Source organism: Nocardia amamiensis (genome assembly GCF_015477605.1).
Lineage (GTDB): Bacteria > Actinomycetota > Actinomycetes > Mycobacteriales > Mycobacteriaceae > Nocardia > Nocardia amamiensis_A.
In genome coordinates, this window is sequence record NZ_JADLQX010000034.1 from 1 (window position 1) to 15,329 (window position 15,329).

At 67.2% G+C, this 15,329-nt stretch carries 7 protein-coding genes; 4 read left to right on the forward strand and 3 right to left on the reverse strand.

The genetic code is table 11. From position 1 onward, the window contains the following. The coding region (locus IU459_RS30925) for a non-ribosomal peptide synthetase (protein ID WP_195133136.1) at positions 1-8,292 on the forward strand (8,292 nt) is incomplete at its 5' end. Here the strand turns inward: IU459_RS30925 and IU459_RS30930 are convergent. The 3 genes from IU459_RS30930 to IU459_RS30940 form a co-directional block, all read right to left on the reverse strand. After that, entirely contained in the window at positions 8,282-9,418 is a 1,137-nt protein-coding gene (locus IU459_RS30930; protein WP_195133137.1) for an NAD(P)/FAD-dependent oxidoreductase, read from the reverse strand. The genes IU459_RS30925 and IU459_RS30930 overlap by 11 nt on opposite strands. Before the next feature lie 75 nt (positions 9,419-9,493). Next, positions 9,494-11,224: a sensor histidine kinase gene (locus IU459_RS30935; RefSeq protein WP_195133138.1), complete on the reverse strand. Its 1,731-nt coding sequence runs from the start codon at positions 11,222-11,224 to the stop codon at positions 9,494-9,496. 139 nt (positions 11,225-11,363) lie between these two features. Beyond that, positions 11,364-12,020, reverse strand: a complete 657-nt coding sequence (locus IU459_RS30940; RefSeq protein ID WP_067469243.1) for a response regulator — start codon at positions 12,018-12,020, stop codon at positions 11,364-11,366. 232 nt (positions 12,021-12,252) lie between these two features. On the opposite strand from IU459_RS30940, the gene IU459_RS30945 reads away from it, so the two are divergent. From IU459_RS30945 to IU459_RS30955, 3 genes are read left to right on the forward strand one after another with little or no spacing between them, the layout of a single operon-like run. After that, on the forward strand, positions 12,253-13,320 hold the full coding sequence (locus IU459_RS30945; RefSeq protein ID WP_228838772.1) for an Acg family FMN-binding oxidoreductase: 1,068 nt from the start codon (positions 12,253-12,255) through the stop codon (positions 13,318-13,320). Between the two features lie 5 nt (positions 13,321-13,325). After that, positions 13,326-13,925 (forward strand): Rv1733c family protein, encoded by a 600-nt coding sequence (locus tag IU459_RS30950; RefSeq protein WP_195133139.1) that lies wholly within the window; start codon positions 13,326-13,328, stop codon positions 13,923-13,925. A gap of 22 nt (positions 13,926-13,947) precedes the next feature. Further along, positions 13,948-15,315 carry a wax ester/triacylglycerol synthase family O-acyltransferase gene (locus tag IU459_RS30955; protein ID WP_195133140.1) on the forward strand — a complete coding sequence of 456 codons (1,368 nt, stop codon included), beginning with the start codon at positions 13,948-13,950 and terminating at the stop codon, positions 15,313-15,315. The last annotated feature ends 14 nt before the right edge of the window (positions 15,316-15,329 follow it).

The window sequence follows — 15,329 nt, forward strand, 5'->3', positions numbered from 1 at the left end:
CTGCGGGCGATTCTGTGTGGTGGTGAGCGGGTCGGTCCGGAGTTGGTCGCGCGGTGGGCGAGCGGTGATCGGTCGTTCTACATCGTGTACGGGCCGACCGAGACCACCATCTTCGCCACCGGCACCGCGGCACTACGCCCGGACGACCCGCCGCACATCGGCACGCCGGTCCCATCCCTCGGAGTACATGTGCTCGACGCGCGGCTACGGATGGTGCCGCCCGGCGTGATCGGCGAACTGTATCTATCCGGACCCGCTCTCGCGCAGGGATACCTTGGACGACCCGAGCTGACCGCGGACCGGTTCGTCGCCAATCCGTTCGGCGCGACACCCGGACACCGGATGTATCGCACCGGTGATCTGGTGCGACGCACCCATGACGGGCTGCTCGAGTATCACGGGCGGATTGATTTCCAGGTGAAGATCCGGGGCCTGCGGATCGAGCTGGACGAGATCGACAACGCGTTGACCGCCCATCCGGACGTCGACTACGCCGCCACACTCGGCACTACCCTGCCCTCCGGCAGCAGAGCATTGGTCTCTTATGTGCTGCCACGCGCTGGGTGCGGCGCGGACCGCGGCCGGGTCGCGCTGGACACGACGGAACTCACCGAATTCCTCGCGAAAACCCTACCGGCATACATGATTCCGGCCGCGATCATGGTGCTCGACGAACTACCTCTCACGCCGGTCGGAAAACTGGATCGGGCGGCCTTGCCGGAGCCGGTGCTCACCGTGCGGGAGTTCCGGGCGCCCGCCACGGCAGCGGAGCGGTTGGTCGCGGACACCTTCGCTGCAGTGTTGTTGCCGCAGGACGACGACGAAACTGAGCGGGTAGGCGCAAACGACGACTTCTTCGAACTCGGCGGCAATTCGCTGCTGGCCACACAGGTCGCCGCCCGGCTCGGCACCGCGTTGGGTGTGCGGGTTCCGGTCGCGTTGGTGTTCGAGGCGTCGATGGTGGCGCGGCTGGCTGAGCGGTTGGGGGAGCTGACGGGGGCGTCTGTTTCGCCGCCGCGGCCGATGCCGCGGCCGGAGCAGGTGCCGTTGTCGTATGCGCAGCAGCGGATGTGGTTTTTGAACCGGTTCGACCCGGCTAGTGCGAGCAACAATATTCCGCTGGCGGTGCGGCTCAGCGGTGCGTTGGACGTGGCCGCGCTGCGCGCGGCGATCGGGGATCTGGTGGCGCGGCACGAGGTGTTGCGCACCAGCTACCCGGAGCACGATGGTGTGGGCAGCCAACGCGTGCATACGGTTTCGGAGCCCGGTGCGGTGCCGGAGCTCCCGGTGCTCGAGGTCACCGAAGCCGAGATTCCCGAGCATACGGCGGCGGCGATGATCGAGGGTTTCGATGTCACGGCAGCACCGCCGATCCGGTTGCGTCTGCTGCGGCTGAGCGCCACCGAACACGTGCTGGTGTGCGTGGTGCACCACATCGCCGCGGACGGCTCCTCCATGCTGCCGTTGACCGCGGATTTGATGACGGCGTATTCGGCGAGGGCGACCGGTGCGGCCCCGGGGTGGGAGCCGCTGCCGTTGCAGTACGCGGATTACACACTGTGGCAACGCGAAATCCTCGGCGACGAAAGCAATCCAGACGCGACACTCGCCCGCCAAATCGGGTTCTGGCGTGACCGGCTGGCCGACCTGCCCGAAAAGCTGGACCTACCCACCGACCGCCCGCGTCCGACACTGTTCTCCGGTCGCGGCGCGACGTACGAGTTCAAGATCGACGCGACGGTACACGCGGCGCTGAACCGGCTCGCGCAACGCCATGACGCCACCCTGTTCATGGTGGCGCACGCCGCGTACGCGGTCTTGTTGGCCCGGTTGTCGAACACCGGCGATATCACCGTCGGCACCCCGGTGGCCGGTCGCGGAGACACGGCAGTGAACGGCTTGATCGGCATGTTCGTCAACACCCTCGCCTTGCGCACCGAGATCGACCCCGGCAGCAGTTTCGCGGAGCTGCTGAATCAGGTACGGGGCAGGGATATCGAAGCGTTCGGGCATGCCGAGGTGCCGTTCGAGCGCTTGGTGGAGCTGCTGGACCCGGTGCGGTCGAGCGCGCACCATCCATTGTTCCAGGTGATGCTGACCTTCCAGAACTTCACGCCCGCAACCCTGGAACTACCCGCGCTGAACGTCTCCGCGCTGGATTTCACCGTGCCGCTGACCAAGTTCGACCTCGAACTGACCATGCTGCCCCAGGAGGACGAGCGGACACCGTTGGGGATTTCGGCGGCGTTCACCTACGCCACCGACCTGTTCGACGAGGCCACCATCACGAGCTTCGCGGAACGGTTGTGCCGAATCCTCACGGCCGTGGCCGATTCGGCAGATCGTGCGGTGGGAGAGATCGACCTACTCGACGCTGCCGAACGCACCGCCCTCTTGGTCCACTGGAACGACACTCGACACCCGGTTACTCCAGGTCTGGTGCTGGACGGGTACCGCCGCGCCGTATCCGAGTATGGCGATTCCGTCGCAGTGGTGTACGCCGATCAGCAGTTGACGTATCGCGAGTTCGATGAGCGGGTCAATCGGTTGGCAAGGGTGCTGATCGAGCAGGGGGTGGGTGCGGAGTCGTTGGTGGGTTTGGCGGTTCGGCGTTCGCTGGACCTGGTGATCGGTATGTACGCCATCCTCGCCGCGGGTGGGGCGTATGTGCCGTTGGACCCCGACCACCCCGCCGAGCGGATCGGGCACGTGCTCGATACCGCCGATCCTGTGTGTGTGCTCACCACGACCGCTGACACCATTCCGGTTCCGTCGCATATCCCGGTGTTGTGTCTGGACACCCTCGACACCGGCGGTCGCTCGGGTGCGCCGGTCCGGGTCGAGGAGTTGGCGCGTCCGGTGCTGCCACAGCATCTGGCGTATGTGATCTTCACTTCGGGGTCGACCGGGCGTCCGAAGGGTGTGGGGGTCTCCCATCAGGCGATCGATAACCAGATCCAGTGGATGCTTGCCGAATACCCGATGGGTCCGGGGGAGGTGTATCTGCAGAAGACCGCGACGACTTTCGATGTGTCGTTGTGGGGGTATTTCATGCCTTTGCGGACGGGCGCGAAACTCGTTGTCGCCGACCATGATGGGCATCGTGACCCGTCCTATCTGGCTGCGGTGATCGCCGCGCATGGGGTGACGGTGACCGATTTCGTGCCGACGATGTTGAGCGAGTTCGCCGCCCACGTACCTGCCGCAAGCCTCGCCGGTTTGCGGGATGTGTTCGTCATCGGCGAGGCGCTGCCTCCAGAGACTGTGCGGGCGGTGGGTGCGGTCACCGATGCGCGGGTGCACAATCTCTACGGTCCGACCGAGGCGGCGGTGTCGGTGACCTACTGGCCTGCTGACGGCTCGGATACGGTGACGGTGCCGATCGGCCGCCCGCAATGGAACACCCAAGTGTTCGTGTTGGATGCGCGGTTGCGCCCGGTGCCTGCCGGAGTGCCGGGTGAGCTGTATCTGGCCGGTGATCAGCTCGCCCGCGGGTATGTGCGCCAAGCCGCGCAGACGGCGGGGCGGTTCGTGGCCAGTCCGTTCGCTGCTGGGGCGAGGATGTATCGGACCGGGGATCTGGTGATCTGGCGTGGGCCGGATGCGGAGCGGCCGCAGCGGCTGGAGTATGTGGGGCGTACTGATTTCCAGGTGAAGTTCCGTGGTCAGCGGATCGAACTCGGTGAGATCGAAACCGCGCTGCTGGCCCAACCGTCGGTCAGCCAAGCAGCAGCCGCCGTGATCCCCTCCACGCTGGGTGACCAGTTGGCCGCCTACGCCGTCCCGGCGCCCGGGCACGACATCGACCAACACGACCTGCTGCACGCAATCTCCACGGTCCTACCCGCATATATGATCCCGTGCGCAATTGTCGCGTTGCCCGCGCTGCCGCTGAACGCGAGCGGCAAACTGGATCGCCGGGCACTACCAGAGCCGGTGTTCGAGACGAGAGAATGCCGCGACCCCCGAACGCCCGCCGAGCAGGCGGTCGCCCAGGTGTTCGCCGACCTGCTCGGCATCGACCGGGTGGGCGCCGAGGACGACTTCTTCGCCCTCGGCGGCAACTCGCTGCTCGCGACACGGGTGGTCGCAAGGCTGAACGAGGCGACGCAGTCGCAGGTCACCGTGCGTGACCTGTTCGAGGCTTCCCGTGTTTCGGCATTGGCCGCCAGGACGATGCGCCGCACCGGTGGCACCCGTGTACCGCTCGTGCGGACGGCGCGTCCGGACCGCGTACCACTGTCGCTGGCACAACAGCGGATGTGGTTGCTCAATCGCATCGAGCCGGAATCCGCCGCCTACAACATGCCCTTTGCCCTCCGCCTGACCGGCGCCCTCGACGTGCCCGCGCTGCGCCTCGCGGTCGCCGACGTACTGGAACGCCACGAGGTGCTGCGCACGCGCTTCCCGGCCGACCCCGACGGGCTGCCGTATCAGGAGATCCTGCCGACCGACGCGGTGCTGCCCGACGGACTCGCGATCGACGATGACACCACCGATGTCACGGCCATGGTGACCGGACTGATGTCCGCGGGCTTCGATGTGACCACGTCCGTACCGGTCCGGCTGCGGCTGTTCAGCTCCGGTAACGATCATCTGCTCGTCCTTGTGGTGCACCATATTTCGGCCGACGGGGCATCGCTGGCGCCACTGGCCCGCGACCTGATGACCGCCTACCTCGCCCGCACCGGCGGCGCGACGCCGGACTGGTCGCCGCTGCCGGTGCAGTACGCCGACTTCGCCCTCTGGCAGCACACCGCCATCGGTGCTGCAGCCGACGCGAATTCCATTGCCGCACAGCAGCTCGCATATTGGCGCGACCAGCTGTCCGGGCTGGCCGGACCGCCGGAGCTGCCGACGGACCGCCCGCGCCGGTCGACGCCGTCGATGCGCGGTGCGTCGACCAGCGTCACCATCCCGGCTGCGATCCACGACCAGCTGACCCGGATCGCTCGTGAGCACAACGCGACGTTGTTCATGGTGGTCCACGCCGGTCTCGCGGCGCTGCTCGGGCGGCTGTCCGGCGGCACGGACATCGTGATCGGCACCCCCATCGCCGGCCGCGGCGAACGAGCACTCGACGATCTGGTCGGGATGTTCGTCAACACACTCGCGCTGCGCGTCGACGTCGATCCCGCGGCAACCTTCCACGACCTGGTCGACCGGACCCGCGAAACCGCGCTGTCGGCATTCGCCAACGCCGACATTCCCTTCGAACGAGTCGTCGAGGAGATCGACCCGGCGCGCACCGGAGCGCACAACCCACTGTTCAATGTGATGCTGTCGTTCCAGAACATCGAGCAGCCGACGCTCGAGCTACCCGGTCTGACGGTGACCGCCCTCGACAACGGCGCGATCACAGCCAAGTTCGATCTACAGGTAATCGTCGAACCCCAGGTCGGCGAACACGGTGGCCATACAGGGTTGGCCGTGACATTCACATACGCCACAGACCTTTTCGAGGAATCCACCGTCCGCGCCTTCGGCCGCCGGTTCGAGCGCGTCCTGTCCGCGGCGGCAGGCAAACCCTCGACCCTGTTGTGGGACATCGACATTCTCGACGAGGGCGAGACTGAGGGGCTCCTCACCGGTGACCCGTCCGCTCCGCAATCGAGTCGGGTGAGCCTGGCGCAGCCGGGGATACCAGGCACGATCATGTCCGCGCCTGCGGCGACGTTGCCCGGGTTGATCAGTGAGCAGGCCCGGCTTCGGCCGGATGCGGTGGCTGTGCGGTATGGCGATGCGACGTTGAGTTTCGATGGTTTGCATCGGCGTGCGAGCCGGGTTGCGCGTGCGTTGATCGCGGCGGGGGCGGGACCGGAATCGCTGGTGGCGGTGGCGGTATCACGGACCGAGGAGCTGCCGGTCGCGTTGCTGGGTGTTTTGGCGGCGGGTGCGGCGTATCTGCCGATCGATCTCACATATCCGGCGCAACGGCTGGTGGGTGTGCTGGCGGACGCGGCTCCGGTGTGCGTGTTGACCACGTCGGAGGAGCGCTCGGCTCTGCCGGACAGCGGTCTGCCGGTGGTGTTGTTGGAGCAGACGGCCGGGTTTGCTGGTGATCCGGTGACCGATGCCGAGCGGTTGGCGCCGTTGCGGCCGGAGAATCTGGCGTACGTCATCTACACCTCTGGTTCGACGGGTGTGCCGAAGGGTGTGGGGGTGACGCATCGGAATGTGGTGGAGTTGTTCGCCAACACGCAGCCGTTGTTCGGGTTCGACGAGTGTGATGTGTGGACGGTGTTCCATTCGTTCGCGTTCGATTTCTCGGTGTGGGAGTTGTGGTGTGCGCTGGCGACCGGTGGCAGTGTGGTGGTGGTCGATTACGCGACCTCCCGTTCGCCGGAGCTGTTCCGGGAGTTGCTGATCCGGGAGCAAGTGACGGTGTTGAACCAGACCCCGTCGGCGTTCTGCCAGTTGGTGGAGGCCGACCGGGAGGCCTCTGCCGCGTCCGGAGAATTCAGTCTGCGGTATGTGATCTTCGGGGGTGAGGCGCTGGATCTGCGCCACCTGGGGCGCTGGTATGAGCGTCATCCCGCCGACGCGCCGCGGCTGGTGAATATGTATGGCATCACCGAGACCACGGTGCACGTGTCGTTCCTGCCAATCGATGAACAGTTGGTGGACAGTCCTGCAAGCCTTATCGGCCGGGCCTTGCCCGGACTGGACACCCCTGTGCTGGACATCCGGTTGCGTCCGGCACCGTTCGGCACTCCGGGTGAGATCTATGTGGCAGGCAGCCAAGTGTCTCGCGGGTATGTGGGGCGGCCGGGGTTGACCGCGACGCGGTTCGTGGCCGATCCGTTCGGGTCGCCGGGGTCGCGGATGTATCGGTCGGGGGACATCGCCCGCTGGATGCGGTCTGATGGTGAGCCTGGGTTGGCGTACGGCGGGCGGGGTGATCAGCAGGTGCAGTTGCGTGGGTTCCGGATCGAGCTCGGCGAAATCGAAGCGGCACTGCTGCGGTGCCCGGGTGTGAGCCAGGCTGTCGCGCTGGTCCGCGCCGATGTCACACTCGGTGATCAACTGATCGGATACGTCCTGCCCAAGCCGGGTGCGCGGCCGGATCCGACCGAACTCCGCACCCAGGTCAGCGAGTTCCTGACCGGTTATATGGTGCCCGCGGCGATCGTGGTGATCGACACCATGCCGTTGACGGTGAATGGCAAACTCGACCGTCGTGCACTGCCCGCCCCGCAGTTCCAGGAGCGGGAATTCCGCGCCCCCGCCACTCCCGTCGAACAGATCGTGGCCGCGGCGTTTGCGGAGGTGCTCGGTGTGGACCGGTTCGGGATGGACGATAATTTCTTCGAGCATGGCGGGAATTCGCTGATCGCGGCGAAGTTGACCACCCGGCTGTCGGGTGCGTTGGGTGTGAAGGTGCCGGTGATGCGGGTGTTCACCGCGCCCACGCCGGCGGGGTTGGTGGCGGATCTGGCGCGCCGGGCCGGTGGCCGGGTGGAGACCGAGGCGGCTTTCGACATGCTGTTGCCGCTGCGGCCCGCGGGTTCGGCGGCGCCGCTGTTCTGTGTGCATCCGGTGTCGGGGATTTCCTGGTCGTATGCCGGGTTGGCGGCCTATCTCGATCCGGACCGGCCGCTCTACGGTGTGCAGACCCCGGTGCTGGCGGCCGAGGCGGTGATGCCGGACTCGATCGAGGACTGGGCGGCGCGGTATGTGGAGCTGATCCGCTCGGTGCAGCCGCAGGGTCCGTATCACCTGCTGGGTTGGTCCTTCGGTGGCGTCATCGCGCACGAAATGGCGGTGCAGCTGCAGCGCGAGGGGGAAACCGTGGCCTTGTTGGCGGTGATGGACAGCTACATGGCCGATCCCCCGGGCACGCCGACCAGCGATGCCGGGCAGGTGCCGGTGGCCGAGCTGATCGGCGGTCTGCTCGGGGAAGCGGCCGGGGATCTGGGCAACGTCGCGGAACTGGATTGGGCGGCACTTCCGGAGATGTTCACCGAACTGCCCGAACCGTTTGCCTCCTTCGGCGCCGACCGGGTCACCCGGATCCTCGACGCCGCAGTGCACTCCGTGGCACTGCGCACCGCCTACCGGCCGCCGGTGTACCGGGGCGATGTCATCTACTTCACCGCCGCTCTGGACGACCCCACCGGCTGCGTCGGCGCGTCGATTTGGAGTGAGATCGTCGACGGCACGGTGTACAACCATGCCGTATCGACGACGCATTGGCGGATGACCGTGGCATCCGGGCTGGCTCAGATCGCGGATGTGCTCACAAAGGCGTGGCGAGAGGGTGAGGCGGAAGACCGCGCGATCAGCGAGTGAACCAGCGGTCGAGCCGGGCGGCGGCCGATTCGGCCTTTTCTCGGGCAAGTTCCTCGGAAGGCGCGGAGAACGGCGCCACCGGGGCGGGACCGGAGAGGAAGTCGGCGTCGACTTTGCCGACCAGCCCGCCTCCGAACTCGATATGGCACACGCCTCTACCCAGGTACTTCTCGGACGGCGTCGACCCGCGCAGCTTCGCTGCGATACCCGCCGCGACCGTTCGGGCGGCGTCCTCGGCGAAGACACCCGCACGCGGGACCGGCGCATCGGCACAGTCGCCTATGGCATAGACGTCCGGGTACCGCGTTTCCAGGGTGCGCGGGTCGACGGCGATCCAGCCGTCGGTTCCGCCCACGGTCAGCCCTGACGCCTCGACGACATCCGGAACGCGGTGTTTCGGGATCCCGATGAACAGGTCGTAGGCGAGATCGCCGTCACGGGTGACCGCCATGTGCCGGCTCGGATCGAGGGCGTGGACGCGGCGCCCGGGGGAGTACTCGATGTCGCGCCGGGCCAGCGCCTCGACAATGGCTGCGGAGGTGTCCGGCGACACCGGGATCGGTGAGTCCATCGGGGTGATCATGTGCATGCGAGTGCGGTCGCGCACCCCGCGCCGGGTCAGCATCTCGTGCAGGAGCATCGCGCCCTCATAGGGCGCGGGCGGGCACTTGAAGGGGACGCTCAGAACCGCGAGGATCACCGCCCCGCCGTCGAAACTGTCGAGCCGGTCGCGCAACCGGCAGGTGCCCTCGATCGAGTAGTACTCGTGCCCGTCGTCCGCGAACCCAGGGGTCGCGGCGGGGTCGTAGTCGGCGCCGAGCGCGACGACGAGAATGTCCGGTTCGTATTCGGATCGGTCGGTCACGACATGACGCGTCCGCGGGTCGATCGCGGTGACTTCCTCTTGGCGGAACTCGACACCCGGATGTGCGAGGCCGGCGTAGGGAACACGAACGGCCTCCGGTGGCACGCCCCGGAACAGGATCTCCAGCTTGGCGAAGCCGAACGTGAACGAATCGTTCCGGTCGACGAGGACGACTCTGACTTCCTCGGCCAGCGAACCCGACAAGCGGGCGGCCAGCTCCAAACCCCCGAACCCGGCACCGAGAATGAGCACGGTTCGCATACGACCCATTCTTCACCCGGCACACCACATGCGCGGGCAAACGAGTGTGTTGCCCGACGATTGCTGACCGGATGCTCAGTGCAAGGGAACCTTCCAGCACAGCCGGGTCCCGGCCGCGCCTCCCTCCGGGCCGGTGCCGGAGCCGATCGTGAAGGTCCCGTCCGCCTCCTCGGCGCGCCGGGCCAGGTTCGTCAGACCGCTGGGCGTGACGTTCTCCGGCATACCGCAACCGTCGTCCTCGACGAGGATGGTCAGGTCATCGGCGACCGCGATTTCGACCGAGACCGACTCGGCGCCGGAGTGCCGGACGGCGTTGCTGACCGCCTCGCGCACTACGGCTTCGGCGTGGTCGGCCAGTTCTGGATCGATCACGGACAGCGGGCCGGCGATGTGGACGGAGGTGCGGATCGCGCTGGCGTCGGTTTGCTGCCGGATCGCCTCCTCGATGCGCTGCCGGACTCGCGCGCTGGGGCCGTGGCCGCCGTGCAGGTCGAAGATCGAGGTACGGATCTCCTGGACGACATCCTGCAGGTCGTTGATCGCCTCGGTGAGCCGTTCCCGTACTTCCGGCACACGTGAGCGGGGCACGGTGCCCTGCAGGTTGAGGCCGACGGCGAACAACCGCTGGATGACGTGGTCGTGCAGGTCCCGGGCGATGCGGTCGCGGTCGGACAGAATGTCCAGTTCACGCATGCGTCGTTGCGCGTCGGCCAGTTGCATCGCCAGCGCGGCCTGGTTGGTGAAGGCCGCGGTCAATTCGAGGGTCTCGTCGTCGTACGGCGTCGACTCCACCGAACGCAGCGCCACCAGCACACCGACGGTCGTGTCGGATGTCTGCATGGGCAGGACCAGTGCGGGTCCCGCGTCCGGGAAGATCTTGCCGAGATCGGCACGGCGCGAGTCGCCGAGGCGCTGCGGCGCATGCAGCCGGAAGGCCGTGCCGATCGTGGCGTCCGCGAAGGGCAGCTTCATCGGGTGCCGGTTGTCCTCGGTTCCCGCGGCGTGTGTGATCAAGAGTTCGGTGATGTCTTCAGACCCGCGCTCGGGGTCGGGGACGACAGCGAGAAACGTCCGCTCCGAGCCGGTGAGCCGGCGCGTCGCCTCGACGAGGTGCGCCAGGACCTGGTCGGATGCGGTGCCCGCGAGGAATTCGGTCGTGATGTCGCGGGTGGCCTCGATCCAGGCTTGGCGGGTACGCGCGGATTCGTACAGGTTCGCGTTGTCGATGGCGATGCCGGCCGCGGCGGCCAACGCTCGCACGATGACCTCGTCGTCCTCGGTGAACGGCTGGCCGTTGGCCTTTTCCGTCAGGTACAGGTTGCCGAAGACCTCGTCGCGAATGCGGACGGGGACGCCGAGGAAGGTGCGCATCGGCGGATGGTGCGCGGGGAACCCGACCGAGGACGGATGGTCTGCGAGGTTGTCCAGGCGGATCGGTTTGGGCTGGCTGAACAGCAACCCCAGGACACCGTGGCCTTGGGGGAGATCACCGATCCGTTTCCTGGTCGGTTGATCGATGCCTTCATAGACGAACTGGGTCAGTTGCTGGTCGTGGCCGCGGATGCCCAGCGCCCCATAGCGAGCGTCGACCAGTGACGTGGCCGTATGCACGATCGTGCGCAGGGTGCGATCGAGATCCAGACCGGAGGTGACCGACAGCATCGCCTCGATCAGACCGTCCATCCGATCGCGAGCGTCGATGATCTGCTCGATGCGATCCTTGACTTCGGCCAGCAGTTCCCGGAGCCGCAGCTGCGACAGCGTGTCACGCACCGAATAGGTATCGGTGAGCGCGTCATCGGTCATGTCGACCGCTCCGAGTCCCGGCTTTGCGCATGGCAGGTGGCCATAGAGCAAGATTATTTCACGCACTGCTCGAAGTGAACGTTCGGCAATTCGGATGCGGGCTCGCCGGCCGCGCGACGGTCGATGGCGGCGCGGAAGATCAGAAGTCGGCCGTGGACCCGGACGACCGCGACCGCAGCTTGGACGCGTAGACGGCGGCCTGCGTGCGTCGTTCCAGGCCCAGCTTGGCCAGCAGCCGGGAGACGTAGTTCTTCACCGTTTTCTCGGCCAGGAACATGCGCTGCGCGATCTGCCGGTTGGTCAGACCCTCACCGAGGAGGTCGAGCAATTTGCGCTCCTGCTCGGTGAGTCCGGCCAAAGGGCCGTCTTGCTGGGTGTTCGCGCGCAGCCGTTGCATCAGCGCGGCGGCGGCCCGGTTGTCGAGCAACGACCGTCCTGCTCCGACTTCTTTGATGGCCTTCGCCAGCTCCATGCCTTTGATGTCCTTGACGACGTAGCCGCTGGCGCCGGCGAGGATGGCATCGAGCATGGCTTGCTCGTCGGTGAACGAGGTGAGGATCAGGCACCGCAGATCGTCGAGTTTCGACAGCAGGTCGCGGCAGAGTTCGATGCCGTTGCCGTCGGGCAGCCGCACGTCGAGGACGGCGACGTCGGGCCGCAGCGCCGGGATGCGGGCAAGGGCCTGCGCGACGTCGCCGGCCTCGCCGACGACGGACAGCTCAGGGTCCGCCGAGAGCAGATCGACCAGGCCGCGGCGGACTATTTCGTGGTCGTCGACCAGAAACACCGTGATCATGGTGGTGTCCAATCCGGGAAGAAGTGGTGGGGTCGAGACTACGCATCGCAGTGGCCCTCGGGGTAAGGACCAAGGTCCCCTTCCGGACGACCGCTCGTCACCTCGAGACCGGCAGACTCGGTGTTTCGGGCCGGCGCCAGGACTGTCGGCCAATCTGCTGGGGGCCGTTCCGTGGCCGGAGGGCCTCGCATTCGGTGACCTTCGACTGCTATCTGCGCCGCCCCATAGCGCGATGCTGAATGCAGACCAAGCCGGTGTAGTCAGCTGGGAGGTGCATATCGTGGCCGAGTCCAACGCGCCCGCGATGCCGCGTGCCCAACCCGACCGCGAGATGCTTCGCTCCGCGCTTGCTTCCGCGGTGCGGGCGCCATCGGTGCACAACACCCAGCCATGGCTGTGGCGAATCGGTGACAGCACCGTGCACCTCTATGCCGACGAGAGCCGATGGCTGCCGCACACCGACCCGGAGGGTCGCGATCTGCTACTGAGTTGCGGGGCGGCGCTGCATCATCTGCGGGTCGCGGCGCTCGGACTCGGATGGGAGACGGTGATCCATCGGCTGCCGGATCCCACCGAGCCGCGGCATCTGGCTGTCGTCGAATTCCGTGCTGCCGCCACCACCCCCGAAGCGTTTCGGATGGCAGGAGCCATCTACCGGCGGCACACCGATCGCCGGCGTTACGCTTCCCGGGCGGTGCCGGTCGCCTACGTCGAGGCCGTCGCCGCCGGTGCCGGGAACGGAGTCCACGCGCGCTGCATCAACGCCGGACCTGCTCGGACCCAATTGCTGCGCGCATTCGAGCAAGCGGCCTGGGAACATACCCGCGACTTCTCCTACGGCCTGGAGCTCGCGCAGTGGAGCGGCAGGCACAGCGCACCGGAGCGACACGCGGTGCTGCTGGCCGGCGATCCGGCCGTCCGGCCGTTCTCGAATCCAGGCCTCCCGCAGACGGTTATCGGCGGCGTCGACGCCGCAGACCGGCTGATTCTACTCAGTACGCCCGGAGATGACCGTTTGTCGCGATTGCGGGCAGGGGAGGCCGCCAGCGCGGTGCTGCTGACCGCCACGACACTCGGTCTGGCGACGTGCCCGTTGACCGAGCCGCTGGAGCTGACCGGCACCAGAAACCGGATCCGCACGAATGTTCTCGGCGAGAGCGGTTACCCGCACATCGTCGTCCGGATCGGATGGGCGGAAGAGAGTGCGGGTCCCGTGCCCGCCACTCCGCGCCGCCCACTCGACGAAGTGCTGCATCCGCTGGACGCGGCCGTCTCCGACGCGGGTGCTCGAAAGAGGTGATCGAGGTGTCGCAGTATCCGTCGGCCGTGGTTCGGCTATGGAGATCGCGGCCGTGGAGCGTCAATCCGCTGATGCGCGCCTCGGACCGGTGGGAGGCACTGGTGCGACTGCTGGCCGCGGGGGTGGTACTGCTCGCGATTCCGGTGGCGGGCGCGGCCGGTACCGCGGGTTACACGGCCGCGGTCGATCGGATCCGGACCGAGAACGCGGAGAAAGCCGCGGTGACCGCCACCGTCGCGGGAGAACCGGTGCGGCGGGTGACGGCAGCTCGGTACCAGGGCAGCCAAGAACAGCGGGAAGCGCCCGTGCATTGGACCCGCGGCGGCCGCGAACACAGCGCGACAGTGGAGGTCCCCGGCACGACCGAACTCGGCAGCCGTGTCACGGTGTGGCTCGGCCCGGACGAAAAGGTGACCGCGCCGCCGCGGCCGTCCTCCGACGCGGCGTGGTCCGGAGTACTGACCGGCTTGGCGGTACTGGCCGGGATATGTTGTGGCGCAATAGCTCTAGTGCTCACTACCAACTGGCTGCTGGGCCGGATCCGAAGCGCGGCCTGGGAGTCCGAGTGGCGGCGAATGAGCAGGCCGATCGGCAAGGACACGTAGTGACGCATCCGGAGCTTGCACCATGACAGAACTACGACCCCTCGATTCGGGCTTCATCGAACTGGAAGACGCCGACCGTCATATCAGCCTCGGGATCGGAGCGGTGGCGATCATTTCCGGAACGCCGCCGAGTAGAGACGACCTCATCGGCGTGCTCGCCAAAGGCGTGGAACAGAACGTCCGCCTCCGTCAGAAGGTACGCCGGGCTCCGCTCGATCTGGCCACGCCGGTCTGGGAGGACGACCCGAATTTCGATCTCGCACACCACATCAGATGGACCGCGCTGCCCGCACCCGGCGACGAGCCGGCGCTGTGTGAACTCGTCGCGACCGAACTGGAGGAGCGGCTCGACCGCGATCATCCGCTGTGGCAGGCCGTCGTGGTCGAACACCTCGCCGGGGACCGGTGGGCGCTGATCGTCAAAGCCCATCACAGCCTGGTCGACGGCGTGTCGGGGATCTCCGTCTTCGAGAACCTCTGCGATCCGGTCGCACCGGAGACCGTCGAGGCCGCGCCCGCGTCACGGGTCCGTACCGCGATGGAGTGGCTGGATGTGGCTCGCCAAGGATTCCGACTGCCGGTTGTCATGCCGCGATACCTCATGGGTGTGGCGCGCAGCCTGGCACCCTTGGCTGCCGCCGTGGTTTCGCCGACCGCTCAGTGCTCCCTCAACGGCCCCATCGGACGGCAGCGCCGGTACGTCGTCGCACGGGCCGCCCTGCCGGAGGTCCGTGCGATCGGCAGGGCGTTCGGCGCCACTGTGAACGATGTCGTGCTGACTGCCGTCGCCGCCGCGTACCGCGACCTCTTGCTCAGCCGGAACGAGCGGCCGTCCCCCGACAAGTTGCGCATTCTCGTTCCGGTGTCGATGCGGTCCACGGAGGGGAAATACACGCTCGCCAACCACGTTTCGGCGATGCTGCCGTTCCTGCCGATCAATGTGGCCGATCCGGTCGAGCGCCTGGAGGTCATTCACGCCCGGATGACGAAGCACAAGTCGAGAGGTGAGGCCCGGGCGGAGAGTTCGATGCTGGAATTGGCGGGGCGGTTGCCCTTCGCGCCCATGGCTTGGGGTATCCGGCTGCTGGCGCGCTTTCCGCAGCGAAGCGTCGGCGCGCTCGCGACCAACGTGCCCGGCCCGCGCCACGAACTCACCATCGGCGGGCGGCGAGTCCTCGAGTTGCTACCGGCCGTGCCGATCGCCATGCGGTTGCGCACTGCTATCGCGATCCTCAGTTACGCGGACCATCTGACGTTCGGCATCACGGGAGACTACGACACCGCGCCCGATATCGCCGTGATCGCCGACGGAATCGGGCGCGAGATCCAGCGGCTACTGGAACACGCCGAAGTGCGGCGGCTCGCCCGGCCGGAGGCGGCCAGGGAGTGAGCGCCGACCACGCC

Excerpts from the sequence above, each read along its gene's own strand:
- IU459_RS30940 (WP_067469243.1), bottom strand. The coding sequence starts at position 12,020 with ATGATCACGGTGTTTCTGGTCGACGACCACGAAATAGTCCGCCGCGGC.
- IU459_RS30930 (WP_195133137.1), bottom strand. The coding sequence starts at position 9,418 with ATGCGAACCGTGCTCATTCTCGGTGCCGGGTTCGGGGGTTTGGAGCTG.
- IU459_RS30955 (WP_195133140.1), top strand. The coding sequence starts at position 13,948 with ATGACAGAACTACGACCCCTCGATTCGGGCTTCATCGAACTGGAAGAC.
- IU459_RS30945 (WP_228838772.1), top strand. The coding sequence starts at position 12,253 with ATGCTGAATGCAGACCAAGCCGGTGTAGTCAGCTGGGAGGTGCATATC.
- IU459_RS30935 (WP_195133138.1), bottom strand. The coding sequence starts at position 11,224 with ATGACCGATGACGCGCTCACCGATACCTATTCGGTGCGTGACACGCTG.